This window comes from Burkholderia sp. LAS2, from assembly GCF_018417615.1.
Lineage (GTDB): Bacteria > Pseudomonadota > Gammaproteobacteria > Burkholderiales > Burkholderiaceae > Burkholderia > Burkholderia sola.
The window spans coordinates 683699-707559 of sequence record NZ_CP071054.1 but is presented as its reverse complement, the minus strand read 5'-3'; the positions used below and the strand labels follow the sequence as shown (position 1 = coordinate 707559).

The following is a 23861-nucleotide window of genomic DNA, read 5'->3' as shown; positions in this document are numbered from 1 at the left end:
GGGCGCGGTAATAGTTCAATGCGGAAAAGGGACGCAAGCAGCGTGCCGGCCGGGCACGGCGCGTGCGCACGAGGCCGGCGGCGCGCACGGCGATCATGCGGCGCGCATTTTTTTCATCGCCATCGCAGATAAGACAGGAGGCCACCGTGGCACATCAACAGGACGCACAGGTTCGGGACCCGTATCGCGGCCACGAAATCCAGGTATGGGCAAGACCCAACGAGCGCGGCGCATGGCGCGACGAGGTACAGGTGTACGTCAACGGTGCGCGCATCGAGTTGATGGTACCGGAGGCCGTCGCCCCCGAATGGCTGACCGAGGTGGAGGCGCTGCGCGCGGGGCTCGAGCGCGGCCGCTATCTGGTCGACAAGCGCGTGGACGACGACTGACCGGCATGGCGCTTGCGGCGCCGCAGGCCGCGACAGCCGCCCCGCAGCATCTCGTCAACCCACCCATGCCGGCCCGCGCCGGGAGGAACCGATGAGCGATCCGCGTACCCTGCATATCTACCGCTACGACCCCGATCGCGACGCGCAGCCGTACCTGCAGCGCTACGAGATCGACGTGAATCCGGACGACCGCATGCTGCTCGACGTGCTCGGCCGCGTGAAACGCGACGACGAGACGCTCGCGTATCGCCGTTCCTGCCGCGAGGGGATCTGCGGGTCCGACGCGATGAACATCAACGGCAAGAACGGCCTCGCGTGCCTGACCAACATGCAGACGCTGCCGCGCGAGATCGTGCTGCGGCCGTTGCCGGGGCTGCCGGTGGTGCGTGATTTGATCGTCGACATGACCGACTTCTTCAACCAGTACCACTCGATCCGGCCATACCTGATCAACGACACGACGCCGCCCGCGCGCGAGCGGCTGCAATCGCCGGAAGAGCGCGATCAGCTCGACGGGCTGTACGAATGCATTCTGTGCGCGTGCTGTTCGACGTCGTGCCCGAGCTACTGGTGGAACCCGGACAAGTTCGTCGGGCCGGCCGGGCTGCTGCAGGCGTACCGGTTCATCGCCGATTCGCGCGATCTGGCGACGGCGGAGCGGCTGGACGATCTGGAGGATCCGTACCGGCTGTTCCGCTGCCGGACGATCATGAACTGCACGGATGTGTGCCCGAAGGGGCTGAATCCGACGAAGGCGATTTCGGAGATCCGGACGATGCTGGTCAGGCGGACGGTTTAGCGCAAAGCGTCCCGAAGCGGAACCGCCGGCTCCCGCTATTTCTCGACGAACGCGTCCACATGCGCGGCACGCCGTTGCGCCGCTGCGCGACCCTCGGCCGGATAGAACTGCCGCGCCCATCGCTGAAACACCGGATACGGCCCGTCGCCTGCGACCGGTGTCCCGTAGCCCGTGTAGTCGCGATGGCTCCACACCATGATGTCTTCCTTGAACACCGGCACCAGCCACAGTCGATGCAGCAACCGGCCGAGCGCGGCGTAGACGATCCGCTGCAACGGGGCCGGCCACCGCGACAGCCACGAAAAGCGGAACGAGATGCCGTCCCGGAAGGTCCAGTGCAGCGGCGCGATCTGTACGCCGCACGCGAAGATCTTCGCTTCGAGGCCGATCGCCTTCATTTCATGGTCGGACGACACGCAACCGAGGCCATGAACGCCGATCAGCGTGCTCCATCTGATGTTCTTCCATGCCATGTCCACCTGCATCGAAATGCGCGGGCCGTCGATCACGGGCGCATGCGGCTTCATGTCCTTCCAGCGGTGCAGCGCGCCGAAATGCTCGAGATCGTAGCCGTTCTCCGGCAGGTTCTGCATCACGCCGCGCAGCGTGAAAGCCTGACCGACGGGCGCCGAGAAGCCGGTCATGTCGACTTCCGGCAGTTCCCACGTCGGCGCGAGGCCGTCGGCGTTCTGCCACACGAACACGAAGCCGTTCCATTCGCGCACGTGCCGGGTGCGAAGCGTCAGCGCTTGCCCGCCCTTCGTGCAGCCGGCGGTGGTGCGCCGGCCGTCGGGGCCATACGCGTAGTGATGGAACGGACAGACGATCTGCTCGCCGTCGACCACGCCGCCGTGGCCTAGATGCGCGCCCTGGTGCGGGCAATACGCGTCGACCGCACACGCGACGCCGGATGCCGTCCGGTACAGCACGACATCGCGTCCCATGAAAGGCGTCGTGAGCACGGTGCCGCGCTTCAACTCGCGGCTGAAACACAGCGCGAACCATCCGTCCGGATAGGGCAGCGGCGCGGTTTCGTCGACGGGGCCGGTTGCATGCATCGCGCGCTCCTGCATTGGCACGGCGTTCATCGCGCGAATTCCCGATCGGCGTGCGCGACAGCCGCCGGCACGGCGTCGCGTTGTCCGTCAGGCGCGTCGCCGCCGGAAGCCGGGTAGAACTGCGCGGCCCAGCGCCGGAACGTCATGATCGGCATCTCCCCGGCCATCAACGTCGGGCGCGCGTCGTAGTCGCGGTGATCCCAGATGCGCAGGTCGCGCTTGAATTGCGGCACGAACCACAACCGGTACGCGGCGCTCACGAGTATCTCGTGCACGGCCCGGCGCAGCGGCGACGGCCACGCCGACGCGCGTTCGACGCGCAGCGCCACGAATTCGCGGCAGGTCCAGCGATCGGCTTCGATCTGCGTCGGGAACAGCACGACCCGCGCATGCAGCCCGAGGTCCGGCAGTTCCATGCGCGCGGCCATGCAGCCCAGGCCGTGCATCGTGATATCCAGCAGCAGCCGTTGGCCGAGCAGCACGAGCGTCGAGCGCATCGTCATCCGGTGGCCATCGGCTTGCGGCGGCTCGAGCACCGGATTCGACCACCCGTGCACGGGGCTGAAATGGTTGACGTCGACGCCGTTCTCGGCCGGATTCTGCAGGCTTCCGTTCAGCGTGTGGCACTGGCCGCGCGGCCGCGAATAGCCGTCGAGGTCGAGTTCGGGCAGCGACCACGACGGCGGCGCGCCCGTACGGTCCTGCCATGCGAGCACGAGGCCGTTCCATTCGCACACGTGGCGCTGCCGCAGCGCGGTGGCGGGCGGCTTGCCGTCGCGCCCGGCGCGCACGCAGGTGCCGTCCGGCGCGAACGCGAGGTGATGGAACGGGCACACGATCTCCTCGCCGCGCACGACGCCGCCATGCCCGAGATGCGCGCCGAGATGCGGGCAATGCGGCGCGACCGCGCGAATCAGGCCGGATGCCGTTCGATACAGCACGACGTCCTCGCCCATGAAGCGCGTGACGACGAGTGCGCCGCGTTTGACGTCGCGGCTGTAGGCCAGCGCGAACCAGCCGTCCGGATAGCGATGTCGGGAAGCGGCCGCGGGTTCGGGCACAACAGGGATCGATGCGTGCATGCGCGTCTCCAGTCATCGGGGCGAAGCATGCCGGTCCGCCGCCGCGATTTCCTCGAGCGTCGGCAGTGGCGTCATCGCGACTTCGCCGCCGGCGAAGCGGCCGCCGCCGAGATCGTCGCCGTGGTAGCGGGTGCTGAACGCGTGAAATTCCGCGTTGCCCGCGCTCATGTAGCCCAGCTCCGTCACGTAGGCCTGCGCGTCGGGGTCGTCCGCCAGCGCGCCGGTCGCGACCGCTTCGCGCGCGTCGATCAGGCGGCCCTCGTTCGACGTGCAGAGTGCCGCGAGCCGGTCGAGCGCCGCCTGCACGTTCAACTGCTCGACGCGCATCAGGATCCAGACGGCATTGAATCGCTCGTGCGCGGAGCGTTCCTTGCGAAACGAAAACAGGTCGTTGACGAGGATCACCGAATCGATCGTCCTGTCCCGTGCGTCGGCCAGCGCCGCGTGTTGCGCGAGGCGCTGCTCCATGTCGATGTCGAGCGCGTATTCGGTGAGCAGCGTGATCCAGTGGCCGAAGCCCTCGACGCGGCGAAACGCCAGATAGTCGTCGAGCGACAGGCGCGATGCGTCGGTCGCCGTCGGATCGGCCTGCGTACGGATCTGGTCGCGGATGCATTCGACGAAGCGCTGCCAGAAGGCCGGGCGCGCGTCGCACCGGGTGCGCATCAAGCGCAGCGTGTCGTGCAGCAGTCGCGCGGCGGGCACATCGGCCGGCGGCGGCGTGCCGTCGACGGCCGCCAGAAAATGATCACGCAACGTGTCGAGCCCCGCCTGGTCGCCGGTGCGCGCCAGATGCGTGAACGCGTCGTCCATCAGCGTCGTGACGTTCATCATGCGATGAATCGTGTACACGCGATCAGGCCGCGCATTCGGGTAGCACAGGCTGCCATATGCGGGAATGCGCTGCGCGAGAAAACGGCGTGCCGCCGCGTCGCTGCGATAGTGCCGCAGGATGGTCGGATAGTCGTCGATCGCGAGCTGCTGCTCGATCGCTGCGTGCCGCGGGTGCCGGGCAACGGGCAGCGAGAGCCGCGGCAGCGGCAGCACCAGCGTATGCGTCGCGCTCGGCGGGGCGCTGTCGGCGTGCGGCGTTCCGGATGCTTGCATGCGGATCTCCGGGTTACGCGTCCGGTTTGACCGCGACGATGCTGTAGGTCGACACCTTGTTCTTGATCAGCGCGACGGACCAGTTTTCGGCGAGCACGCGCAATTCTTCCAGCGTGTCTGGTGCGCGGTGCGGGAAATGGCGGTCGATGTTGGCCTTGGCGTCCATCAGCCAGCGCGCCACGTCGATGTTCGACGGCAGCACGCGCATGTCGCGGATCGCGAACCCGGCGTCGATCAGCACCTGCCTGAAATAGTCGGGCGTCTTCCGATGCTTGCACGCGATCCGGTCGATCTCGTCCGGCGTGTCGGACTCGTATTCGTTGAGTGCGACGTTGTACAGATTATCGGAGATGATCACCGACCCGCCGCCGCGCACGCGCGCATGCAGTGCGCGCATGGCTTTTTCGTACAGCGCGTTCGGGAAATGCGAGATCACGCCGCGAATGATCGCGAGATCGTACGGCGTCGCGGGATCGGGCAGTCGATCGACGTCCTGCGCGTTGCACTGATACAGGTTGATGCGTTCCGCGAGCCCGTGCTGCGCATGAAAGCGTGCGCAGTACTCGAGTTGCTCGCGACTGACGTTGATACCGTCGAGGCGCATGCAGCCGGGGAAGCGGCCGGCCAGATACTTGAGGATGTAGCCCCAGCCGCAGCCGATGTCGAGAATGCGCTCGACGCGTGCGGGAACGGGATCGTCGAAGCCGGCGAGGCGAAGCTGGCGTTCGAAGTAGCGAATGCCCGATTCATCGAGCGAGATCGGCGGCGCGGAGCGCGGATCGTCGTAGACGCCGAACTGGAACAACAGGTACTCGCCGATCGCCTTGCGCCAGTCGTCCGGACTGCCGGCGTAGGTCGCCTGCACTTTCTGCTCGTAGTCGCTCACCGTTTCGCCGTGCAGCACGCGGATAGGCAGCGCGGGCGCCAGGTGCGGCGCGCGCATGTCGGCGATTGGCTGTTCGCTGATCTGATTCATCGAAATCCTCGCGTCGTCCATTTCCGTCAAACCGGACAAAACAATGCCCGCCGATCGAGCGGGAGCGCACGCCTTCACGAAACGCCGGCGCGAAAATGCTCCGCGCCCGACACGTGCGATCGTGCGATTGAATGAATCGATGTAATGCTTCTGTAGAAGCGTTATGAAGGCGAAAGATCCGTGCGCATTTATAGGGCCCCGAATAAATGGCGGAAAGGGCGCGGTGACGCAGTATCGCGATGCAGGCCCCATATCATGCGCGGGACGTCTGGCGACGCGGGGTTGCGCCGGCTGGCCGGTTCGGCTCCGTATGCCGCTTGCGTTTTCACGATTCGGATACTGCGATCGTGAACCGGAAGCGAAGTGTATTCGTTATATGAGAGGCGATTCGTTTTTTCAAGAATCTTCCCGTCTGTTTTAAAAAGACGGGAAAACGGGCATCGGTAAAAAATATTTAAATCGCGATCGTCAATGGCGATTTGGATTGTTTTGATTCGATGAATCGAAACGGGGCAGTGGCGCCGCGAACGTGCGCGTGCGGCTGCCCGGCCGGACGCGGCCCGGCGCGCCCCGCCGGCGCCTACGGCCGTGCGGCAATCTCGTCGAGATGCCACAGCAGATCCGCCGGATCGTCGTACACGCGCAGCGCACCCGCGCGCTCCAGCTCGTCGCTGCCGTACCCGCCGGCCAGCAGCCCGACCCCCAGTGCGCGGCAGCGGCTCGCGGCGAGCATGTCCCAGATGCTGTCGCCAACCACCACCGTATGCTCGATCGGCACGTTCAGCTTCGCGGCGGCGGTCAGGAACAGGTCGGGGTCCGGCTTCGCATACTTCACCTGATCGCGCGTGACGACCACGTTCTTCGCCGGATCGACGCCGAGCGCCTCGAGATTGATCGCCGCGGTTTCCATCCGCCCGCTGGTCGCGATCGCCCAGCGAATGCCGGCGTTCGACAGCGCGGCCAGCAACTCGCGCGCGCCCGGCAGCGGCCGGACCTGCGCGCGCAGCCGCTGGTACGCAGCGGCGTGCAGCCGCGCGAGCCGCTCGACACGGTCGGCGTCGATGTCGCCGTCCGTCTCGCGCAACAGCTGATTCAGGAACAGGCCGCCGCTCATCCCGATCTTGCGATGGATGCGCCACACCGACAGTTCGATGCCTTCGGCATCGAGCGCTTCCTTCCACGCGAGGACGTGCTGATAGACGCTGTCGACGAGCGTGCCGTCGAGATCGAACAGAAATGACGTTTCAATGCGCATGTGAATCTCCTGGCCCGATGGCATTCGGGCAAATCGTCGGCAAAACCCAATTCGTCACATTATCGGCGCACGGCCGTGTCACCGCCATGTCCCGCGCCGCACGCGCCGCGCGCGGCGGCGGCGTGTCGAACGGCGCTGGTACAATCGCGCCGATGCGCCGGGCGGGCCGCCCGCGCGCGCCTAACCTTCGTCGAATCCCCGTATGGCAACCCCCGACGCCGTCAGTTCCGAGCAATCGTGGTGGGGCGTTCTGGCCCTCGCGCTTTCCGCCTTCATCTTCAATACCACCGAATTCGTGCCCGTCGCGCTGCTGAGCGCGATCGGCGACAGCCTGCAGATGCAGCCGACCGCCGTCGGCCTGATGCTGACGATCTACGCGTGGGCCGTCGCGGTCGTGTCGTTGCCGCTGACCTTCGTCACGCGGCACGTCGAGCGTCGCAAGCTATTGAGTGTCGCGCTGCTGGTGTTCGTCGGCAGCCATGTCGTGACCGGCTTCGCATGGAATTTGACGGTGCTGATGATCGGCCGGCTCGGCATCGCATGCGCGCATGCGGTGTTCTGGTCGATTTCGATCCCGCTCGCGGTGCGGCTCGCGCCGAGCGACCGCAAGAGCCGTGCGCTCAGCCTGATCGCGATGGGCTCCGCGATCGCGATGGTGGCCGGGATTCCGCTCGGCCGCGTGATCGGCGAGGCGTTCGGCTGGCGCGTCACGTTCCTGATCATCGCGGGCGCGGCGGGCGTCACGCTGCTGTTGCTGCGCGCCACGTTGCCGGTGCTACCGAGCCAGGGCGCCGGGTCGCTGAGCAGCATCGGCGTGTTCCTGCGCAAGCCGGCGCTGGTCGCGCTGTACGCGATCACCGTGCTCGTCGTGTCCGCGCACTTCACGTCGTACACGTACATCGAACCGTTCGTGCAGAGCGTCAACCACGCGAGCAACAGCCGGATCACGTACGTGCTGATCCTGTTCGGCGTCGCGGGCCTGCCGGCCGCGGTCTGCTTCAATCGCGTCTATCCGCACCGGCCCGACGATTTCCTGCTCGCGTCGATCGTCGCGTTGTCGGGCTGCCTGCTGATCCTGTTCCCGTGCGCGCTGAACATCGTTACGCTGTCCGTGCACACGCTGGTGTGGGGCGGCGCGATCGTCTGTTTCGGGCTGGCGATGCAGGCATGGGTGCTGAAACTGGCGCCGGAGGCGACCGACCTCGCCGTGTCGATCTACTCCGGGCTGTACAACGTCGGGATCGGCGCCGGCGCGCTGCTCGGCAACCATATCGCGGGAGACTTCGGGCTGCCGTGGATCGGCACGTTCGGCGGCGTGGTCGGCGCGTTCGCGGTCGGGATCGCATGGCTCGCGCTGCGGCTGCATGAACGGCGGGCAGTGGCTTAGTGCAATCGCCGGACGATCGGCTCATCCCGAATCGTCAACGCGACCCGTCGTGCCCGAGCCCCGCCGCATCGCGCTGCCGAAGTTTCGCGTATAGCGTCGTGCGTGAAATGCCGAGTTGCCGCGCGGCCGCCGACACGTTGCCGTCGTGCTCGTCGAGCGCGCGCCGGATCGCATCGAGCGATTGTTCGTGCAGGCTGGCGTTGGCGTGAGGGCGGCCCGCCGGCGCCGCGTTGCACACGTCCTCCGCGTCTTCGAGCACATCGGCGTCGCGCGTTGCGGCCGCGCGATCAAGCGGCGCGCGTACGGTGCGCACCCATACGTGGCTACCATCGTCGCGCGCGATTCGCTGCGGCGTGCGCGCCGGTGTCAGCAAACGACGCTGCTGCGCGGGCGTCGCGCCCGGAAATAGTTGCCGGAGATCGACCGGCGCCGCCGGCCCGGCGGGCGCGAGGTCGAGCATCTGGCGGGCCAGGCGGCTCACCGCGCGCACGCGGCCCGCTTCGTCGAGCGCGATGACGCCGGCGAGCGGCGTGCCGAGCCAGCGCGGATCGAATTGCACCTGCAGCAGATGGCAGTCGCGCAGCATCGCATAGAGCCGCTGTTCGGCGGACAGCGATGCGTGCCGGAATGACTCGCGCAACTGCGCGATATTACGCCTGCCGACGCCGGTGATATCGAGCGCGCCGATCACTTCGCCGTCGAAGCCGACCAGCGGCACCGCGAGACAGAACACCCGCGACAACTCGTCGAGATAATGCTGCGCGCCCGCGACGACGGCTTCGGCGCCGTCGTGAATCACGCAGCTCGGCGCGGTCGTGCCGATGTTCGGTTCGACGATCCGGCGCCCGGCGACGATCGGCGTCAGCAGCACGTCGTCGCATTGCGGGCTGCGGCGCGCATGGACGATCGTGCCGTGCGGATTGACGCACATGATCGTCCATTCGCTGCCGCCGAATGCGGCCCACAGCGGCTCGATTTCCTGCGCGACGCAGCGATGGAGCCGCCGATCCGCGCGCGATTCGTCGCGCTCGCGCTGCATTTCATAGCGGGCGGTTTGCCACGGCCGGAGCCCGGCGTCGCGCGAGCGCAGCCACGAGCGCGCGACGCTGGCCGGCAACGCCGTTTCCGGCAGCGGCTCGCCCGCGGCGAAGCGGGCGCGGAGCCGGTCGAGGTCGACCGGTCGTGCAGGGGATTCGGGGGCCATGTTCACGCTACGCTCCATGTGGGTCGAAGGTCCGGGCGCGCGTGCCGCGCCAGCGTGTCGAGCGAATGCGTAATATAGCGCGGTGCCCGGAATGCGGCATTTGCCTTCCCCGAGGGCGCCCCACGTGCCGCCGCGACGCGTCGGCGGCACGTGGGGCGCCCGCGCGCTCAGTGCGGCAACCGCAGGATCGGCTTGAGCGTGATCCCCTTGCTGCTGTCTTCCGCCGCCTGGTTGATCTGGTCGAGCGGATAGAACTTCACCAGCCGGTCGAACGGAAACCGCCCTTGCAGATACAGCTGCACGAGCTGCGGAATGAACGTCTGCGGCACGCTGTCGCCTTCGACGATGCCGCGAATCGTGTGACCGCCGAGCAGCAGGCTGTTCACGTCGAATTCGGCTTTCGTACCCAGCTTCGGCGCGCCGACCACGCCCATCGTGCCGCGCGAGCCGAGCGCGTCGATTCCTTGCGACAGCACCGCCGGCAGCCCGGTCGATTCGAGCGCGTAGTCGACGCCGCCGCCGGTGATCTCGCGGATCGCGTCGGCCACGTCGACTTCCCGGCTGTTGATCGCGTGCGTCGCGCCGAGCTCCAGCGCCAGCGCGAGCCGCGACGGCACGATGTCGACCGCGATGATCGTCGTCGCGCCCGCGATGCGCGCGGCCATCACGGCGCTCATGCCGACGGCGCCGGCGCCGAAGCTCGCGAAGCTGCTGCCCGGGCGCACCGCGAGCGAGTTGATCACCGCGCCCGCGCCGGTCTGGATCCCGCAGCCGAGCGGGCCGAGCAGTTCGAGCGGCGCGTCCTTCGGCACCTTGATCGCGTTGTTCTCGCGGGCGAGCGCATAGCTCGCGAACGACGACTGCGCGAAGAAATGATCGTGCAGCGGTTGTCCGGCTTCGTCGCGGATGGCCGTCTGCCCGTCCGTGTCGGCGCCGCCGAAATTCAGCGCGAAGAACTGCCGGCAATACGCGCCGTGACCGCCGACGCACGACGCGCAGTGGCCGCACGCGCCGTAGGTGAGCACGACGTGATCGCCGGCGGCGAGCGTCTTCACGTTCGGGCCGACCGCCTCGACCACGCCGGCGCCTTCGTGACCGAGCACGGCCGGCAGCGGCACCGGGTAGTACTGGTCTCGCACGATCAGGTCGGTATGGCACAGGCCGGTCGCGACGACGCGCACGAGCACCTCGTCTCCGCGCGGCGCGCGGATGCGGGCCGCTTCGATCGAGAAGGGTGCGCCGGCGGCGCGGGCGACGGCCGCGGTGACGGCGCGTGTATCGTTGTCGGTGTACATGTCGGTCTCCTCGTCAAATCGGATACAGCGGCGCTTCGCCCTTGATCGTCAGCCACTGCCACTGCGTGAATTCCTCCCAGTTTGCCGCACCGCCGATGCTCGTGCCGTTGCCCGATGCGCCGACGCCGCCGAACGGATTGATCACTTCGTCGTTGACCGTCTGGTCGTTGATGTGCAACAGCCCGGTGTTCAACCGCTCGCCGATCCTCAGCGCGCGGCCGACGTCGGCCGACAGGATCGCCATCGACAGTCCGTATTCGGTTTGATTGGCGAGCGCGATCGCGTCTTCGTCGGTATCGAACGGCACGACGATCGCGACCGGCCCGAAAATCTCCTCGTCGAATGCCGGATTGCCCGGCGCGACGCCGCTCAGCACGGTCGGCTCGAAGAACAGGCCACGATGATTGCCGCCCGTCTCGACCCGTGCGCCCGCACGGCGGGCCGCGTCGACCACGCTCGCCGCATGGTCGCGTTGCGCGGCGTTGATCAGCGGGCCGAGGCCGACGTCGCCGCTGGCCGGATCGCCGACGCGCAGGCTTCGCGCCTTCTCGACGAGCTTCGCGACGAAGCGGTCGTGAATCGCACGCTGCACGAGCACGCGGCCGGTCGCCATGCAGATCTGGCCTTGGTGCAGATACGCGCCCCACGCGGTGTTCGCGACCGCGCGGTCGAGATCGGCATCGTCGAGCACGATCAGCGAATTCTTGCCGCCGAGTTCGAGCGATACCTTCTTCAGGTGGCGGCCCGCCGCTTCGCCGACCTTGCGCCCGGCCGCGGTGGAGCCGGTGAACTGGATCATCGCGACGTGCGGATCGGCGACCAGCGCCGCGCCGGCCGCGCCATCGCCGGGCAGTACGTGCAGCACGCCTTCGGGCAAGCCGGCGAGCTCGAACACGCGGGCGATCGCGACGCCGCCGCACACCGCGGTACGCGGATCGGGCTTCAGCACGACCGCGTTGCCGAGCGCGAGCGCCGGCGCGACCGCGCGTATCGCGAGATACAACGGGAAATTGAACGGCGAGATCACGCCGATCACGCCGCGCGGACGGCGGCGCGCGAGCGACAGCCGGCCGGCCGCCGACGGCATTACTTCGCCGGCCGCGCGCGACGGCAGCCCGGCTGCTTCGTGCAGCGCCTTGATCGTGACCGACGTTTCGAACGCTGCCTTTGCGCGGGTCGAGCCGCTTTCGCGAACGAGCCAGTCGACGATCGAATCGAAGTGCGTTTCGGCGACGGTCGCCGCGCGGCGCAGGACGGCCGCGCGCTCGTCGTAGGGCAGGGCGAACCAGGCGGGCTGGGTGCGGTGTGCGGTGGCTGATGCGTCGGCGATGGCCGCGCCGTCGGCGAGACCGATGCGGCCGAGCGTGTCGCCGGTCGCCGGCTCGATCACGTCGGCCGCGTGCGGACTCGCGTGCCAGCGGCCGGTGAAGATCTTGCCGCGCCAGATGTCGGTGTCGAACAGTGCGGGGGTGGTGCTATCCATTTGCGCTCCTGTGGAAATTCGGATCGACCGGATCGGGCGTGGGTTGGCGTCGATCGGCATGCGCGCGAGGGTAGGCAAGCGCGGGGAAGCGGGGCTATCCGGATTTCTTCCCACGCGTGGGAGGCGCGTGGATCGGGACGCGTTTGCGATTCCGTGTGCGGAAATTGAACAGTTGTCGGGCCATTGCGCTCGCGCAATGGCCTCCCCGTCAGTCGTCCACGGATCATCCATCGGTTGCCCGGGGGCGAACATCATCTGCAACTGCTGCGGGTTCGTCATCAAGCCGCGACAACGCACCGCTAGATGCCGCCGTGCGCGGCGATGAACATGGCGACGGCCGACCGGCAATAGGACTCGATTTCGTTGTCGTTCCGTGCGCTCGCCTCGTCGAAGCGCGCGACAAGCAGCAGATCGCATCCTTTGAAGAGCGCGCCAAACAAGCGGGCGGACCGGTGAGCATCGGGTACGTTCAGCATCGCTTTCGCGTGCAACTGACGCAACACGGCCTCGATTTGGGCAATGACATGGGCGGGCCCCGCTTCGTAATGGAGCTTGCTCAACGATCTTTGATTCGTCTTGTCGGCCAAAACCATGGCTTCGACGCTGCGGACGTCCGGGCTCAACAGCGTGCGAAGCAGCGATGATCCTACCGCCATGAGCTGATCTTCAGCCGAACCGGCGATGCCTTCGGTCAGGGTCTGCGGCGCAAACTGCTGGCAGTGGGCCGCCATGGCCGCGCTGAACAGCGCCTCCTTGCTCTCGAAGTGTCGATAGATGCTGAGCTTGGATATCTTCGCGCGCTGGGCGACCTTGTCCATGGTCGTCGCTTGAAAACCCAATTCCACGAAGAGTTCGCAGGCGGCGTCGACGATCGTCTGGCGAAGCGCGTCGTTGGCGGGCCGGCCGCGGCGGCCCTGGTTGTTTTCGGTCACGATCATTTCAGTACTTGACAGTATTCAAATCCATGCATTAGGATACCATTCAGTATCATAAATATGCAAGCCAAGGGTCGGTTTCAACCGGTCGTCCGAATCAGTTTCCCCGGCCGCCCGGCGATATCGAGCGGCATTGTCCGGCCGTTCAACACGGTGACGGCGACTGTCGCGCCGTTGCCGAAGCCCTGCTCGCAGCCCGTCTGGAGCGCGTATCGCTGGACGATATGGCGCACCAAGCCCAGCCCCTCCCACCAGGACACGGAGCCCATCACCATGAATGACGTCATCATCATCGGCGGCAGCTTTGCCGGCCTTGCCGCCGCGCTGCAGCTCGGCCGTGCCCGCCGCGAGGTCACCGTGCTCGATACCGGCCGCCCGCGCAATCGCTTTGCCGGTCACTCGCATGGCCTGCTCGGCCACGATCACAAGCCGCCGCTCGACATCCTGGTCGAGGCGCGGCAGCAGCTGTCGCGCTATCCGACGATCAAGCTGGTCAATGCCCGGGCGGAGAGCGTGTCTGGCGCGATCGACGATTTCTGCGTCGTCACCGACGATCACGAAAGCTTGAGGGCGCGCCGCCTGATCCTGAGCTATGGCGTCGCCGACCAGATGCCTGAGGTTCCGGGCTTTGCCGAAAGCTGGGGCACGTCCATCGTGCCATGCCCCTATTGCGACGGCTTTGAAGTCGCCGGCCAGCATTGGGGCCTCGTCTGGTCCGGACCGCAGTCGTACCAGTCTGCCAGGCTGTTCCGCGACTGGACTGACGCGTTGACGATCTTCACTGACGGTCATGACATCGCGCCCGATATCCGGGCCGATCTGGCGCGCCGCAACCTGTCTGTCGTCGATGGCCGGATCGTCGAGATCGCGCACCAGAACGGCCATATCGCCACCGTCAATCTCGACACGTGCCGCAACGTCGCGGTCGACGTCCTGTTCGCCCAACCGCGCAACAAGCCGTCCGCCAGCCTGCACGAATCACTGGGCCTCGCCACGGTCGATACGCCTACCGGCATCGTTCTCGCGGTCGACGAGCGCCGCCAAACCAGCATGCCCGGCATCTACGCCGCCGGCGACCTCGCCACGCCGTTCTTGCCCTCGGTCACCCAGGCATCATCGCAGGGCGCGATGGCGGGTATCTTCGCCCAGCAGTCGATGGTGGTTTGAGCGCACGGATTCCTGCTCTCGTTGCGTCGTCGCGTTCGAACAGGTTGACATGGATCGACGCGGCGAAAGGCGGATCGTCGGGTCAAGGAGAATGACATGGCAAAGCAAAGTGCTGATCAGGCGGGTGACTGGAATGGTCAAAGCGGCGAGCGCTGGGTCGCCAACCAGGCTCGGCTCGACGCTCTGGTGGCGGTGTTCGGGCAGGCCGCGATCGAAGCCGCCGCGCCCGCGACGGGTGAGCGCGTGCTGGACATCGGCTGCGGCGCGGGCGCGTCGAGTCTGGCGCTGGCTGCTCGCGTCGGCGCGGCGGGCCACGTGCTGGGCGTGGACATATCCGAACCGCTGATCGATCGAGCGCGCGCGCTTGCGCGCCACGATACGCCGGCCCTGTTTCAGGTGTCCGACGCCAGCAGCGCAGCGCTGCCCGAAGGCGCGTTCGACATTCTGTTCTCGCGTTTCGGCGTGATGTTTTTCCCCGATCCGACAGCGGCGTTCGCCCATATGCGACGCGCGCTCCGGCCGGGTGGCCGGGTCGCTTTCGTCTGCTGGCGCGGGGCGGCCGAGAACGATTGGATGCGACTGCCGGTGGGCGCGCTCAAGGACATCGTCCCGCCGAGTGCGCTGCCCGATCCCGACGCGCCCGGCCCGTTTTCGTTCGGCGACCGGGAGCACGTGGCGCGCATCCTGACGGCGGCCGGTTTCGCCGAGATCGTTATCTCGCCCTTCGACGCCGCCGTCCCATTCGGCGAGGGCGAAACGCGGGACGCCGCGATCGCCGACGCAGTGAGGATGACGCTCGAGGTCGGCCCGCTGTCGCGTGCGCTCGCTGGTCAACCCGACGACATCCGCGCCCGTGCCTCCGCCGCCGTTCATGCCGCCTTCGCGAGCCTCCCCGGCGAGGGAGCGGTATTGATCAACGGCGCTGCCTGGGTCGTCACGGCACGAAATCCGGCAGGCTGACAGGGATTAACAGGCGAGACGCGGCCGCTTGGTCGCGCCGGGCGTCGTTGGCCGCTCAGATGGATGTCCATTTCGAGCGCTGAACGAGCGCTCGCCTTGCGACAGGCAGATGGCCGGTTGCGAAGCAGAGCCGACGCCTGAGCGGCCTGCCGGCGGCGCATGCGACCGGCAGTTCGTGGCCGATTTTCGCCGACGTGATCAGGCTGAATCGCTACAATTGCCCCATCTGTCCCCTTCGACGGCATCGAATTCGAGACATGCTGACTTCCTATTTCTGGAGCGGCGACGCCATTCGCAGTCGACGCGTCAGTGACATCGTTCTATCAGGCACGGTCGACGTGCCGGTTCCTTCCGCACGGCTGCTCGCAGATTGGGAAAGAGAGACATCGTCGCGGCTCGTCCTGGAGCCGGGGGACGTCGAGGCAATGCCGTTGGCGCGAACGCAAGCGCGCTGGCCGGACTACAAGCGCTGCGTGCAGGCCATGTCCGACTGGACGGGCGCACTCGGACTGCCCAACGTGCTTGCCGCCAGTGACGTGGCCCTCATGGCCTGTCGTGGCGCGAGGTACCACCATGACGGCGCGCAATATGGCGGTGCGGCCTTCTGCAATCTCTTCCTGAGCGAGGACCGAGGGCTGGACTTGCATTTTCCCGCTACCGGCCATCGCATTCCGCTGACCCGGGGGACCGCTGTGATATTCGATACGGGCCAGCCTCATGGCGTCATTCAGCGCGGCAGTCGCGAATTTAATGCGGTCGACTTCGCGCCAGGCCGCGATTGCATCCAGATATTCCTGACCTGGGAGCTTCCCATCGAAGACGTCCATGTCGGGCAAGCGCTTGACGTCGTCTTCGACACTGCCCGTTCGACCTCGCTGCACCTGGATGAGGAACAAGTCTGGTCGAACGGCGCACCCGCCGCCGTGTGCCCGGCATCCGGTCGCTGGTATCGGCCCGGCGGCCGGTCGCACATACGACCGCTTGCCGACGCCTCATCGATGTCTTAGGGAGCATGTTTGCGTCAATGAGTGCAAGCGTGACGGCCTTCCGGTCGTTCGCCGAAACCGACGCCGACACCGAAGCCGACGGCCCGACGGCGGCCCACCGTTTTTTTCCCTCAGGAAAACCCTGATCGACTCGGCAGGCCGCCGGTTTTCAGCTCGTTTTCCCGCTGCCGCAAGCAGCCTCGGCAGGCCCCCGCCCAAACGATCCCCCGACCCCGCGCAACCCGCTCCATCAACCCTCCCAGCCCGTCTGCCTACCCAAACAGGTATGGCGCACCGCAATATTTCGCATTCAGGGGGCGATTTCAATACCAATCAGGTATCGAAAATCCCGCCCAAAAGTATTGGACGCCCGATTTCCCCGCCGCGTATAAATCCGTTCCATGAACAGCCCCCACGCAGCGCACCCCATGTCCTCCGCCACCATCGAACGCATCGAAACCCGTCTCGTCGACTTGCCGACGATCCGCCCGCACAAGTTGTCGGTGGCCACGATGCACGGCCAGACGCTGATGCTCGTGAAGGTGTTCTGCAGCGACGGCGTGACCGGTATCGGCGAAGGCACGACGATCGCCGGCATGGCCTACGGCCCGGAAAGCCCGGAAGCGATGAAGCTCGCGATCGATGCTTACCTCGCACCGGCGATCATCGGCCGTGACGCGACGCGCGTTCAGACGTTGATGGCGTTCGTCGGCAAGCTCGCGAAGGTCAACCATTTCGCGAAGAGCGCGCTCGAAACCGCGCTGCTCGACGCGCACGGCAAGCGTCTCGGCGTGCCGGTCAGCGAACTGCTCGGCGGGCGTCGCCGTGATCGCCTGCCGGTCGCGTGGACGCTCGCGTCGGGCGACACGGCCACCGACATCGCCGAAGCCGAACGGATGCTCGACCTGCGCCGCCACAACGTATTCAAGCTGAAGATCGGCGCGAAGGCGCCGGAAATGGATATCCGCCACGTGGCCGAGATCAAGAAGGCGCTCGGCGAGCGCGCGTCGGTGCGCGTCGACGTGAACATGGCGTGGAGCGAAACGCAGGCCGCGCGCGCGATTCCGGCGCTGGCCGATGCGGGCTGCGAACTGGTCGAGCAGCCGGTCGCGTCGGCCGCGGCGCTGACGCGCCTGATGCGCCGTTTCCCCGTCGCGCTGATGGCCGATGAAATCCTGCAGGGCCCCGACAGCGCATTCGACATCGCGAAGCAGCACGGCGCGGACGTGTTCGCGATCAAGATCGAACAGAGCGGCGGCCTCTTCGCCGCGCAGCGCGTGGCCGCGATCGCGGACGCGGCCGGCATCGAGCTGTACGGCGGCACGATGCTCGAAGGCGCGTTCGGCACGGTGGCGTCCGCGCACCTGTTCGCGAGCGTCGCGAACCTGCAGTGGGGCACCGAACTGTTCGGGCCGCTGCTGATCACCGAAGAAATCCTGACCCAGCCGCTGGACTACAGCGACTTCGAACTGACCGTGCCGGACGGCCCCGGTCTCGACATCGTGCTCGACGAGGACAAGGTCAGGCGTTTCACCCGCAACGGGCTGACGAACGTCGCGCGGTAGTCGAGCCAGGCAAAGACCGCCATCCCCCCCAATACACATGGAGACAGCATCATGAGCGTCAAAGTTTTCGATACCCGGGAAGTGCAGGATCTGTTGAAGGCCGCATCGAACGCGGGCGGGACTGGCGGAAGCGGCACGAACGGCGACGCACGCACGCAGCAGATCGTGCTGCGCCTGCTCGGCGACCTGTTCAAGGCGATCGACGATCTCGACATCACGCCCGACGAAGTGTGGGCCGGCGTGAACTATCTGAACAAGCTGGGTCAGGATGGCGAAGCGGCGCTGCTCGCGGCCGGCCTCGGTCTCGAGAAGTATCTCGACATCCGGATGGATGCCGAGGACGAGGCGATCGGCCTCGACGGCGGCACGCCGCGCACGATCGAGGGGCCGCTGTACGTGGCGGGCGCCCCGGTGCGCGACGGCGTCGCGAAGATCGACCTCGACGCGGACGACGGCGCGGGCCCGCTCGTGATCCACGGCACGGTGAAGGATCTCGACGGCAAGCCGGTGGCCGGCGCGCTGGTCGAATGCTGGCATGCGAATTCGCACGGCTTCTATTCGCACTTCGACCCGACCGGCAAGCAGAGCGACTTCAACCTGCGCGGTGCGGTGAAGACGGGCGCCGACGGCCAATACGAATTCCGCACGCTGATGCCGGTCGGCTACGGCTGCCCGCCGCAGGGCGCGACGCAGCAACTGCTGAACCGGCTCGGCCGACACGGCAACCGCCCGGCGCACGTGCACTTCTTCGTGACGAGCGATGTCCATCGAAAGCTGACCACGCAGTTCAACATCGACGGCGATCCGCTGATCTGGGACGACTTCGCGTATGCGACGCGCGAGGAGCTGATTCCGCCCGTGACCGACAAGACCGGCGGCACGGCGCTCGGCATGAAGACCGATGCGTACCAGGACATCGAATTCAACTTCGTGCTGACGCCGCGCGTACAGGGCAAGGACAACCAGATCGTCGACCGCCTGCGCGCCTCAGCCACGGCATAACCCGTCCGGCAGCACGGTGGCGCGCGTGCGTGCGTCGCCGCTGCTGGCCGGTCCCCCGAGATTCAACCGATATCGATGCGAGCGTGCTTGCAGGACGCGGCACGCGCATGGAAGGAGCCATCATGTCCGTCACGATCGACGCTACCAACGAACTGGATCACCTGCTGGAAACCGCCGTGCAGGATGACAAGGCGGCCGGCATTTTCCGCTGCCGCCGCGACATCTTCACGAACGCGGAGCTGTACGAACTCGAGATGAAGCACATCTTCGAGGGCAACTGGGTGTACCTGGCGCACGAAAGCCAGATTCCGGACAACAACGATTACTACACGACGTGGATCGGCCGCCAGCCGATCGTCATCACGCGCGACAAGGGCGGCGAGCTGCATGCGGTGATCAACGCGTGTGCGCACAAGGGCGCGATGCTGTGCCGCCGCAAGCACGGCAACAAGGGCAGCTTCACGTGCCCGTTCCACGGCTGGACCTTCTCGAACACCGGCAAGCTGCTGAAGGTGAAGGACGAGAAGACGACCGAGTATCCGGTGCAGTTCAACACGCACGGCTCGCACGACCTGAAGAAGGTCGCGCGCTTCGCGAACTATCGCGGCTTCCTGTTCGGCAGCCTCAACGCCGACGTGCTGCCGCTCGAGGACTACCTCGGCGAAGCGCGCGTGATCATCGACCAGATCGTCGACCAGGCGCCGAACGGGCTCGAAGTGCTGCGCGGCAACTCGTCCTACATCTACGAAGGCAACTGGAAGATGCAGATGGAAAACGGCTGCGACGGCTACCACGTCAGCACCGTGCACTGGAACTATGCGGCGACGATGAGCCGCCGCAAGGAAGACGGCACCAAGGCGGTCGATGCGAACAGCTGGAGCAAGTCGGTCGCGGGCGTGTACGGCTTCGACCACGGCCACATCCTGCTGTGGACCCAGACGATGAACCCGGAAGTGCGGCCCGTGTATCAGCACCGCGACGAGATCCGTGCGCGCGTCGGCGACGTTCAGGCCGATTTCATCGTGAACCAGACGCGCAACCTGTGCGTGTATCCGAACGTGTTCCTGATGGACCAGTTCAGCACGCAGATCCGCGTGGTGCGGCCGCTCGGCGTCGACAAAACAGAAGTCACGATCTTCTGCTTCGCGCCAAAGGGCGAGAGCGAAGCCGATCGCACGACGCGGATTCGCCAGTACGAGGATTTCTTCAACGTGAGCGGCATGGGCACGGCCGACGATCTCGAGGAGTTTCGTGCGTGCCAGGCCGGCTATGCGGGCATCACGGCGATGTGGAACGACCTGTCGCGCGGCGCGCCGCTGTGGATCGACGGGCCGGACGAGAACGCGAAAAAGATGGGGCTGAACCCGCGCATTTCGGGCGAGCGCAGCGAGGACGAAGGGCTGTTCGTGTGTCAGCACGAACACTGGGTGAACGTGATGCGCGATGCGCTGAAGAAGGAACGCGGGGAGGTGGCGGCATGAGCTTCGATTACCGGACGATTTGCGCGGCGCTGTATCGCGAGGCGCGCCTGCTCGACGATCGCGAGTGGGACGCGTGGCTGACCTGCTACACGGAGGACGTCACGTACTGGATGCCGGCGTGGGACGACGACGATCGGCCGACCGACGATCCGCAGCGCCAGGTCTCGCTGATGTACTACGCGGACCGCGGCGGACTCGAGGATCGCGTGTTCCGGATCAAGACCGAGCGCAGCGGCGCATCGACGCCCGAGCCGCGCACCAGCCACAACGTGACGAACGTCGAGGTGCTGGCCGAACGCGACGACGAGGTCGACGTGCGCTACAACTTCCACACGCTGAACCACCGTTATCGCGTGACCGATCACTTCTTCGGCACGATGTTCGTCACGTTGCGCCGGGCGGGCGACGCACTGCTGATTTCGCACAAGAAGATCGTGCTGAAGAACGACTACATCCGGCAGGTGCTCGACGTGTATCACGTCTGACGCCCGTTGTTTTGCCATGAAAGGAAGTGGAGGTGACGCGATGTCCAGTTACAGGATTGCATTGAATTTCGAGGACGGGGTAACCCGCTTCATCGACTGCAAGGCCGGCGAGAAGGTGCTCGACGCGGCCTTCCGCGCGAAGATCAACCTGCCGATGGATTGCTCCGACGGCGTGTGCGGCACCTGCAAGTGCCGCGCGGAAAGCGGGCACTACGACCTCGGCGACGATTACATCGACGATGCGCTCACCGAGGACGAAAAGGGCGGCGGCCTCGTGCTGACGTGCCAGATGGTGCCGCACAGCGATTGCGTGATCGCTGTGCCGACGTCGTCGGTCGCGTGCAAGACCGGGCAAAGCAGCTTTGTCGCGACGGTCACGAAGGTCGAGCAGCACGATGATGCGGCCGTCGTGCTCGAACTCGACGTCGGCGCGAATGCGCCGGTGTTCCTGCCGGGCCAGTACGTGAACATCGGTGTGCCGGGCAGCGGCCAGCATCGGTCGTATTCGTTCTCGTCCGCGCCGGGCGACGCAAAGGTCGGATTCCTGATCAAGAAGATTCCCGGCGGCGTAATGAGCACGTGGCTTGCATCCGCGAAGCCCGGCGACACGCTCGAACTGCACGGGCCGCTCGGCAGCTTCTATCTGCGCGACGTGCAGCGGCCGCTGCTGTTCCTCGCCGGCGGCACGGGCCTCGCGCCGTTCCTGTCGATGCTCGACGTGCTCGCGCGCAGCGGGTCGCAGCAGAAGGTGCACCTGATCTACGGCGTCACGCGCGATCTCGATCTCGTGCTGGTCGACGCGATCGAAGCGCTGGCGGCGAAGCTACCGAACTTCAGCTTCGCGACGGTCGTTGCCGATTCGGCGTCGAACCACGCACGCAAGGGCTGGGTCACGCAGCACATCCCGGCCGACGCGCTGAACGACGGCGACGTCGACGTGTATCTGTGCGGGCCGCCGCCGATGGTCGATGCGGTGCGCCAGTATTTCGACGATGCAGGCGTGAAGCCGAACAGCTTCCACTACGAGAAGTTCACCCCCAACGTCACGGCAAAGGCGGCATGACCATGCAACGATTCTCCGGCAAGGTCGTCGTCGTTACCGGCGCGGCGCAGGGCATCGGCCGCGGTGTCGCGCTGCGCGCGGCGGCCGAGGGCGGCAAGGTGCTGTTCGTCGATCGCGCGGATTTTGTCGCCGACGTGGCGGCCGAAGCGACCGGTGGCGAGACGGCCGGCTTCGTCGCCGATCTCGAGACGTACGAAGGCGCGCATGCGGCGATGGCATACGCGGTGCAGACGTTCGGCGGCATCGACATCCTGATCAACGGCGTCGGTGGCGCGATCCGGATGCGGCCGTTCGCGGAGTTCGAGCCGGCGCAGATCGACGCGGAGATCCGCCGCTCGCTGATGCCGACGCTCTATGCGTGTCACGCCGTGCTGCCGCACCTGATCGCGCGCGGCGGCGGCACGATCGTCAACATCTCGTCGAATGCGACGCGCGGCATTCGCCGCGTGCCGTACTCGGCCGCGAAGGGCGGCGTGAACGCGCTGACGTCGGCGCTCGCGATGGAATATGCGGAACACGACATCCGCGTCGTCGCCACCGCGCCGGGCGGCACCAGTGCGCCGCCGCGCCGCGTGCCGCGCAATGCGGCCGGCGACACCGAGCAGGAGCAAGCGTGGATGGCCGAGGCCGTGCGGCAGGTGACCGAATCGACGTACTTCAAGCGCTACGGCAGCCTCGACGAGCAGATCGCGCCGATCCTGTTCCTCGCGTCGGACGAGGCGAGCTACATCACCGGGACGGTGCTGCCGGTCGCGGGTGGGGATACGGGTTGAGGGGCGCGCCTGCCGATTTGCTGTGCTTCACAGTGCACGCGCCGCTGCCGGGCGCACGACGACCATCACATAACGGGCCGGCGCGGCAAGCCCGGTCACGGAGACACTCATGAGCAAACGCGAAGCGATCATCCCGGCCGGCATGGAGGCCGTGTACGAAAAAATCGGCTATGCGCCGGGAGTGAGGGTCGGCGATACGCTTTACATATCCGGCCAGATCGGCCGCGACGCCGCGATGCAGCGGGTCGAGGATCGCGAAGCGCAGATCGTGCAGGCGTTCGAGAATCTGAAGCACGTGCTGGAGGCGGCCGGTGCTTCGTTCGACGACGTCGTGGACCTCACGACGTTCCACACCGACATGCGCGACCTGCCGCTGTTCATGCAGGTGCGCGACCGCTATTTCCATGCGCATCCGCGGCCGGCATGGACGGCCGTCGGCGCGCACATGCTCGGCGGCGCGCCCGGTTATATCGTCGAGATCAAGGCGGTGGCGGTGCTGCGGCGGTGATCGACGGGTATCGTTGCGAGGGAACCGTCCTTGCGGCCCCCTTGCGACGATAAGGCGCTTGCATCGATCGTCCCGTCACCCGAGCCGGAATTTCTTGCGCAGGCTCGAATCGACCGGGCCGGCCGGCATGAAGCGCCGCAGCGTACGCAAAAGCGATGCCTCGCCGCTCGGCGCGCGTCGCATGCGCCACGCGCCGAGCGCGGCCTCGACAATGGTGCTCGCCACCCCGTCGGGCTCGGGCGCAGCTTTCACGTTGTCGACGACCGCGCGCGCCGCAAGCGTCCGTTCGCGGTCGTAGTCGGCGATCTTCGCGCTCGCGCGCGGCGCATTGACGTCGAGGCTGGTCCGCGTAAACGACGGTTCGACCAGCGTCGCGCGAATGCCGAACTGGCGCAGCTCGTGATCGAGTGTTTCGGTCAATCCCTCGACCGCATGCTTGGACGCCGCATAGAGGCCCATGTACGGCGCGGGCAGGAACCCGAGCACCGAACTGACGTTGACGATGCGTCCGCCGCGCCGTGCGCGCATGTGCGGCAACACCGCCTGCACCGTGCGCAGGATGCTGAACACGTTGGTGTCGAACAGCGCCGCCGCTTCGACCACCGACGTTTCCTCCACCGCGCCGATCAGGCTCGTGCCCGCATTGTTGACGAGCACGTCGATACGCGCGGCGCGCTCGACGATCGTACGGATTCCGGATTGAACGGACGCATCGTCGCGCACGTCCATCTCGATCAACTCGACGCCGGCGACGGGCGCGGTTCGGGCAATGCTGCGCACGGTACCGAACACCCGGCACCCGCGTCTGGCGAACTGCTCTGCGGTGGTGCGCCCGATGCCCGAAGACACGCCCGTCACGACGACAACGGTAGGGTTCGACATGATTGTTTCCTTCGAGTAT

24 protein-coding genes are annotated in these 23861 nt (G+C 66.7%); 13 read left to right on the top strand and 11 right to left on the bottom strand.

From position 1 onward, the window contains the following. Positions 1-146: 146 nt before the first annotated feature. Together JYG37_RS32330 and JYG37_RS32325 are read left to right on the top strand one after the other, a co-directional pair. Positions 147-389 carry a DUF6566 family protein gene (locus JYG37_RS32330; protein ID WP_213346686.1) on the top strand — a complete coding sequence of 81 codons (243 nt, stop codon included), beginning with the start codon at positions 147-149 and terminating at the stop codon, positions 387-389. A 91-nt stretch (positions 390-480) separates the two neighbouring features. Next, positions 481-1188 (top strand): succinate dehydrogenase/fumarate reductase iron-sulfur subunit, encoded by a 708-nt coding sequence (locus JYG37_RS32325; RefSeq protein ID WP_050013958.1) that lies wholly within the window; start codon positions 481-483, stop codon positions 1186-1188. Between the two features lie 35 nt (positions 1189-1223). On the opposite strand, the gene JYG37_RS32320 is transcribed toward JYG37_RS32325, so the two are convergent. From JYG37_RS32320 to JYG37_RS32300, 5 genes are all read right to left on the bottom strand, one after another. Next, the gene (locus tag JYG37_RS32320; RefSeq protein WP_213346685.1) at positions 1224-2276 is read right to left on the bottom strand and encodes a Rieske (2Fe-2S) protein; all 1053 of its coding nucleotides are present in this window, start codon (positions 2274-2276) and stop codon (positions 1224-1226) included. Then, positions 2273-3328 (bottom strand): Rieske 2Fe-2S domain-containing protein, encoded by a 1056-nt coding sequence (locus JYG37_RS32315; RefSeq protein WP_204384556.1) that lies wholly within the window; start codon positions 3326-3328, stop codon positions 2273-2275. The genes JYG37_RS32320 and JYG37_RS32315 overlap by 4 nt, the downstream gene beginning before the upstream one ends. Before the next feature lie 12 nt (positions 3329-3340). Then, the gene (locus JYG37_RS32310) at positions 3341-4435 is read right to left on the bottom strand and encodes a terpene synthase family protein (protein ID WP_050013955.1); all 1095 of its coding nucleotides are present in this window, start codon (positions 4433-4435) and stop codon (positions 3341-3343) included. 13 nt (positions 4436-4448) lie between these two features. Beyond that, positions 4449-5411, bottom strand: coding sequence for an SAM-dependent methyltransferase (locus JYG37_RS32305; RefSeq protein ID WP_089490476.1), 963 nt, complete (start codon positions 5409-5411; stop codon positions 4449-4451). A 580-nt stretch (positions 5412-5991) separates the two neighbouring features. Further along, on the bottom strand, positions 5992-6666 hold the full coding sequence (locus tag JYG37_RS32300) for an HAD family hydrolase (RefSeq protein ID WP_050013954.1): 675 nt from the start codon (positions 6664-6666) through the stop codon (positions 5992-5994). Positions 6667-6868: 202 nt separating this feature from the next. Here JYG37_RS32300 and JYG37_RS32295 point away from each other — a divergent pair, with 202 nt between their 5' ends. Beyond that, positions 6869-8053, top strand: coding sequence for a sugar transporter (locus JYG37_RS32295; protein WP_050013953.1), 1185 nt, complete (start codon positions 6869-6871; stop codon positions 8051-8053). 34 nt (positions 8054-8087) lie between these two features. On the opposite strand, the gene JYG37_RS32290 is transcribed toward JYG37_RS32295, so the two are convergent. The 5 genes from JYG37_RS32290 to JYG37_RS32270 form a co-directional block, all read right to left on the bottom strand. Beyond that, positions 8088-9257 (bottom strand): helix-turn-helix domain-containing protein, encoded by a 1170-nt coding sequence (locus tag JYG37_RS32290; RefSeq protein ID WP_235356223.1) that lies wholly within the window; start codon positions 9255-9257, stop codon positions 8088-8090. Between the two features lie 167 nt (positions 9258-9424). Further along, complete coding sequence (locus tag JYG37_RS32285; protein ID WP_213346684.1) at positions 9425-10552, bottom strand: NAD(P)-dependent alcohol dehydrogenase; 1128 nt, start codon at positions 10550-10552, stop codon at positions 9425-9427. A gap of 13 nt (positions 10553-10565) precedes the next feature. Further along, positions 10566-12035, bottom strand: coding sequence for a benzaldehyde dehydrogenase (locus JYG37_RS32280; protein ID WP_213346683.1), 1470 nt, complete (start codon positions 12033-12035; stop codon positions 10566-10568). Positions 12036-12334: 299 nt separating this feature from the next. Continuing rightward, on the bottom strand, positions 12335-12967 hold the full coding sequence (locus JYG37_RS32275; protein ID WP_209924504.1) for a TetR/AcrR family transcriptional regulator: 633 nt from the start codon (positions 12965-12967) through the stop codon (positions 12335-12337). 83 nt (positions 12968-13050) lie between these two features. Further along, positions 13051-13245 carry a hypothetical protein gene (locus JYG37_RS32270; RefSeq protein ID WP_050013949.1) on the bottom strand — a complete coding sequence of 65 codons (195 nt, stop codon included), beginning with the start codon at positions 13243-13245 and terminating at the stop codon, positions 13051-13053. Here JYG37_RS32270 and JYG37_RS32265 point away from each other — a divergent pair. From JYG37_RS32265 to JYG37_RS32220, 10 genes are all read left to right on the top strand, one after another. Next, positions 13244-14137 carry an NAD(P)/FAD-dependent oxidoreductase gene (locus JYG37_RS32265; RefSeq protein ID WP_050013948.1) on the top strand — a complete coding sequence of 298 codons (894 nt, stop codon included), beginning with the start codon at positions 13244-13246 and terminating at the stop codon, positions 14135-14137. The genes JYG37_RS32270 and JYG37_RS32265 overlap by 2 nt on opposite strands. A gap of 96 nt (positions 14138-14233) precedes the next feature. Then, positions 14234-15097, top strand: a complete 864-nt coding sequence (locus JYG37_RS32260; RefSeq protein WP_050013947.1) for a class I SAM-dependent methyltransferase — start codon at positions 14234-14236, stop codon at positions 15095-15097. A gap of 257 nt (positions 15098-15354) precedes the next feature. Further along, positions 15355-16104 carry a hypothetical protein gene (locus tag JYG37_RS32255; RefSeq protein ID WP_050013946.1) on the top strand — a complete coding sequence of 250 codons (750 nt, stop codon included), beginning with the start codon at positions 15355-15357 and terminating at the stop codon, positions 16102-16104. A gap of 407 nt (positions 16105-16511) precedes the next feature. Further along, positions 16512-17648, top strand: a complete 1137-nt coding sequence (locus tag JYG37_RS32250; protein WP_213346682.1) for a muconate/chloromuconate family cycloisomerase — start codon at positions 16512-16514, stop codon at positions 17646-17648. 51 nt (positions 17649-17699) lie between these two features. Next, positions 17700-18650 carry a catechol 1,2-dioxygenase gene (gene catA, locus JYG37_RS32245; RefSeq protein ID WP_050013944.1) on the top strand — a complete coding sequence of 317 codons (951 nt, stop codon included), beginning with the start codon at positions 17700-17702 and terminating at the stop codon, positions 18648-18650. A 122-nt stretch (positions 18651-18772) separates the two neighbouring features. After that, entirely contained in the window at positions 18773-20131 is a 1359-nt protein-coding gene (locus JYG37_RS32240) for a Rieske 2Fe-2S domain-containing protein (RefSeq protein ID WP_050013943.1), read from the top strand. Then, complete coding sequence (gene benB / locus JYG37_RS32235; protein WP_050013942.1) at positions 20128-20616, top strand: benzoate 1,2-dioxygenase small subunit; 489 nt, start codon at positions 20128-20130, stop codon at positions 20614-20616. Before JYG37_RS32240 ends, benB begins: the two co-directional genes overlap by 4 nt. A gap of 40 nt (positions 20617-20656) precedes the next feature. Next, complete coding sequence (benC, locus tag JYG37_RS32230; RefSeq protein WP_213346681.1) at positions 20657-21679, top strand: benzoate 1,2-dioxygenase electron transfer component BenC; 1023 nt, start codon at positions 20657-20659, stop codon at positions 21677-21679. Continuing rightward, on the top strand, positions 21676-22452 hold the full coding sequence (gene benD / locus JYG37_RS32225) for a benzoate diol dehydrogenase BenD (protein ID WP_050013940.1): 777 nt from the start codon (positions 21676-21678) through the stop codon (positions 22450-22452). The genes benC and benD overlap by 4 nt, the downstream gene beginning before the upstream one ends. Before the next feature lie 109 nt (positions 22453-22561). After that, complete coding sequence (locus JYG37_RS32220) at positions 22562-22960, top strand: RidA family protein (protein WP_089490480.1); 399 nt, start codon at positions 22562-22564, stop codon at positions 22958-22960. A gap of 75 nt (positions 22961-23035) precedes the next feature. On the opposite strand, the gene JYG37_RS32215 is transcribed toward JYG37_RS32220, so the two are convergent. Continuing rightward, positions 23036-23842 (bottom strand): oxidoreductase, encoded by an 807-nt coding sequence (locus tag JYG37_RS32215; protein WP_204384546.1) that lies wholly within the window; start codon positions 23840-23842, stop codon positions 23036-23038. Positions 23843-23861 lie beyond the last annotated feature (19 nt).

What these genes read in the sequence shown, in the direction of transcription:
- JYG37_RS32325 (WP_050013958.1), top strand. Translation starts at nt 481, where the DNA reads ATGAGCGATCCGCGTACCCTGCATATCTACCGCTACGACCCCGATCGC.
- JYG37_RS32320 (WP_213346685.1), bottom strand. Translation starts at nt 2,276, where the DNA reads ATGAACGCCGTGCCAATGCAGGAGCGCGCGATGCATGCAACCGGCCCC.
- JYG37_RS32315 (WP_204384556.1), bottom strand. Translation starts at nt 3,328, where the DNA reads ATGCACGCATCGATCCCTGTTGTGCCCGAACCCGCGGCCGCTTCCCGA.
- JYG37_RS32310 (WP_050013955.1), bottom strand. Translation starts at nt 4,435, where the DNA reads ATGCAAGCATCCGGAACGCCGCACGCCGACAGCGCCCCGCCGAGCGCG.
- JYG37_RS32305 (WP_089490476.1), bottom strand. Translation starts at nt 5,411, where the DNA reads ATGAATCAGATCAGCGAACAGCCAATCGCCGACATGCGCGCGCCGCAC.
- JYG37_RS32300 (WP_050013954.1), bottom strand. Translation starts at nt 6,666, where the DNA reads ATGCGCATTGAAACGTCATTTCTGTTCGATCTCGACGGCACGCTCGTC.
- JYG37_RS32295 (WP_050013953.1), top strand. Translation starts at nt 6,869, where the DNA reads ATGGCAACCCCCGACGCCGTCAGTTCCGAGCAATCGTGGTGGGGCGTT.
- JYG37_RS32290 (WP_235356223.1), bottom strand. Translation starts at nt 9,257, where the DNA reads ATGGCCCCCGAATCCCCTGCACGACCGGTCGACCTCGACCGGCTCCGC.
- JYG37_RS32285 (WP_213346684.1), bottom strand. Translation starts at nt 10,552, where the DNA reads ATGTACACCGACAACGATACACGCGCCGTCACCGCGGCCGTCGCCCGC.
- JYG37_RS32280 (WP_213346683.1), bottom strand. Translation starts at nt 12,035, where the DNA reads ATGGATAGCACCACCCCCGCACTGTTCGACACCGACATCTGGCGCGGC.
- JYG37_RS32265 (WP_050013948.1), top strand. Translation starts at nt 13,244, where the DNA reads ATGAATGACGTCATCATCATCGGCGGCAGCTTTGCCGGCCTTGCCGCC.
- JYG37_RS32270 (WP_050013949.1), bottom strand. Translation starts at nt 13,245, where the DNA reads ATGGTGATGGGCTCCGTGTCCTGGTGGGAGGGGCTGGGCTTGGTGCGC.
- JYG37_RS32260 (WP_050013947.1), top strand. Translation starts at nt 14,234, where the DNA reads ATGGCAAAGCAAAGTGCTGATCAGGCGGGTGACTGGAATGGTCAAAGC.
- JYG37_RS32255 (WP_050013946.1), top strand. Translation starts at nt 15,355, where the DNA reads ATGCTGACTTCCTATTTCTGGAGCGGCGACGCCATTCGCAGTCGACGC.
- JYG37_RS32250 (WP_213346682.1), top strand. Translation starts at nt 16,512, where the DNA reads ATGTCCTCCGCCACCATCGAACGCATCGAAACCCGTCTCGTCGACTTG.
- catA (WP_050013944.1), top strand. Translation starts at nt 17,700, where the DNA reads ATGAGCGTCAAAGTTTTCGATACCCGGGAAGTGCAGGATCTGTTGAAG.
- JYG37_RS32240 (WP_050013943.1), top strand. Translation starts at nt 18,773, where the DNA reads ATGTCCGTCACGATCGACGCTACCAACGAACTGGATCACCTGCTGGAA.
- benB (WP_050013942.1), top strand. Translation starts at nt 20,128, where the DNA reads ATGAGCTTCGATTACCGGACGATTTGCGCGGCGCTGTATCGCGAGGCG.
- benC (WP_213346681.1), top strand. Translation starts at nt 20,657, where the DNA reads ATGTCCAGTTACAGGATTGCATTGAATTTCGAGGACGGGGTAACCCGC.
- benD (WP_050013940.1), top strand. Translation starts at nt 21,676, where the DNA reads ATGACCATGCAACGATTCTCCGGCAAGGTCGTCGTCGTTACCGGCGCG.
- JYG37_RS32220 (WP_089490480.1), top strand. Translation starts at nt 22,562, where the DNA reads ATGAGCAAACGCGAAGCGATCATCCCGGCCGGCATGGAGGCCGTGTAC.
- JYG37_RS32215 (WP_204384546.1), bottom strand. Translation starts at nt 23,842, where the DNA reads ATGTCGAACCCTACCGTTGTCGTCGTGACGGGCGTGTCTTCGGGCATC.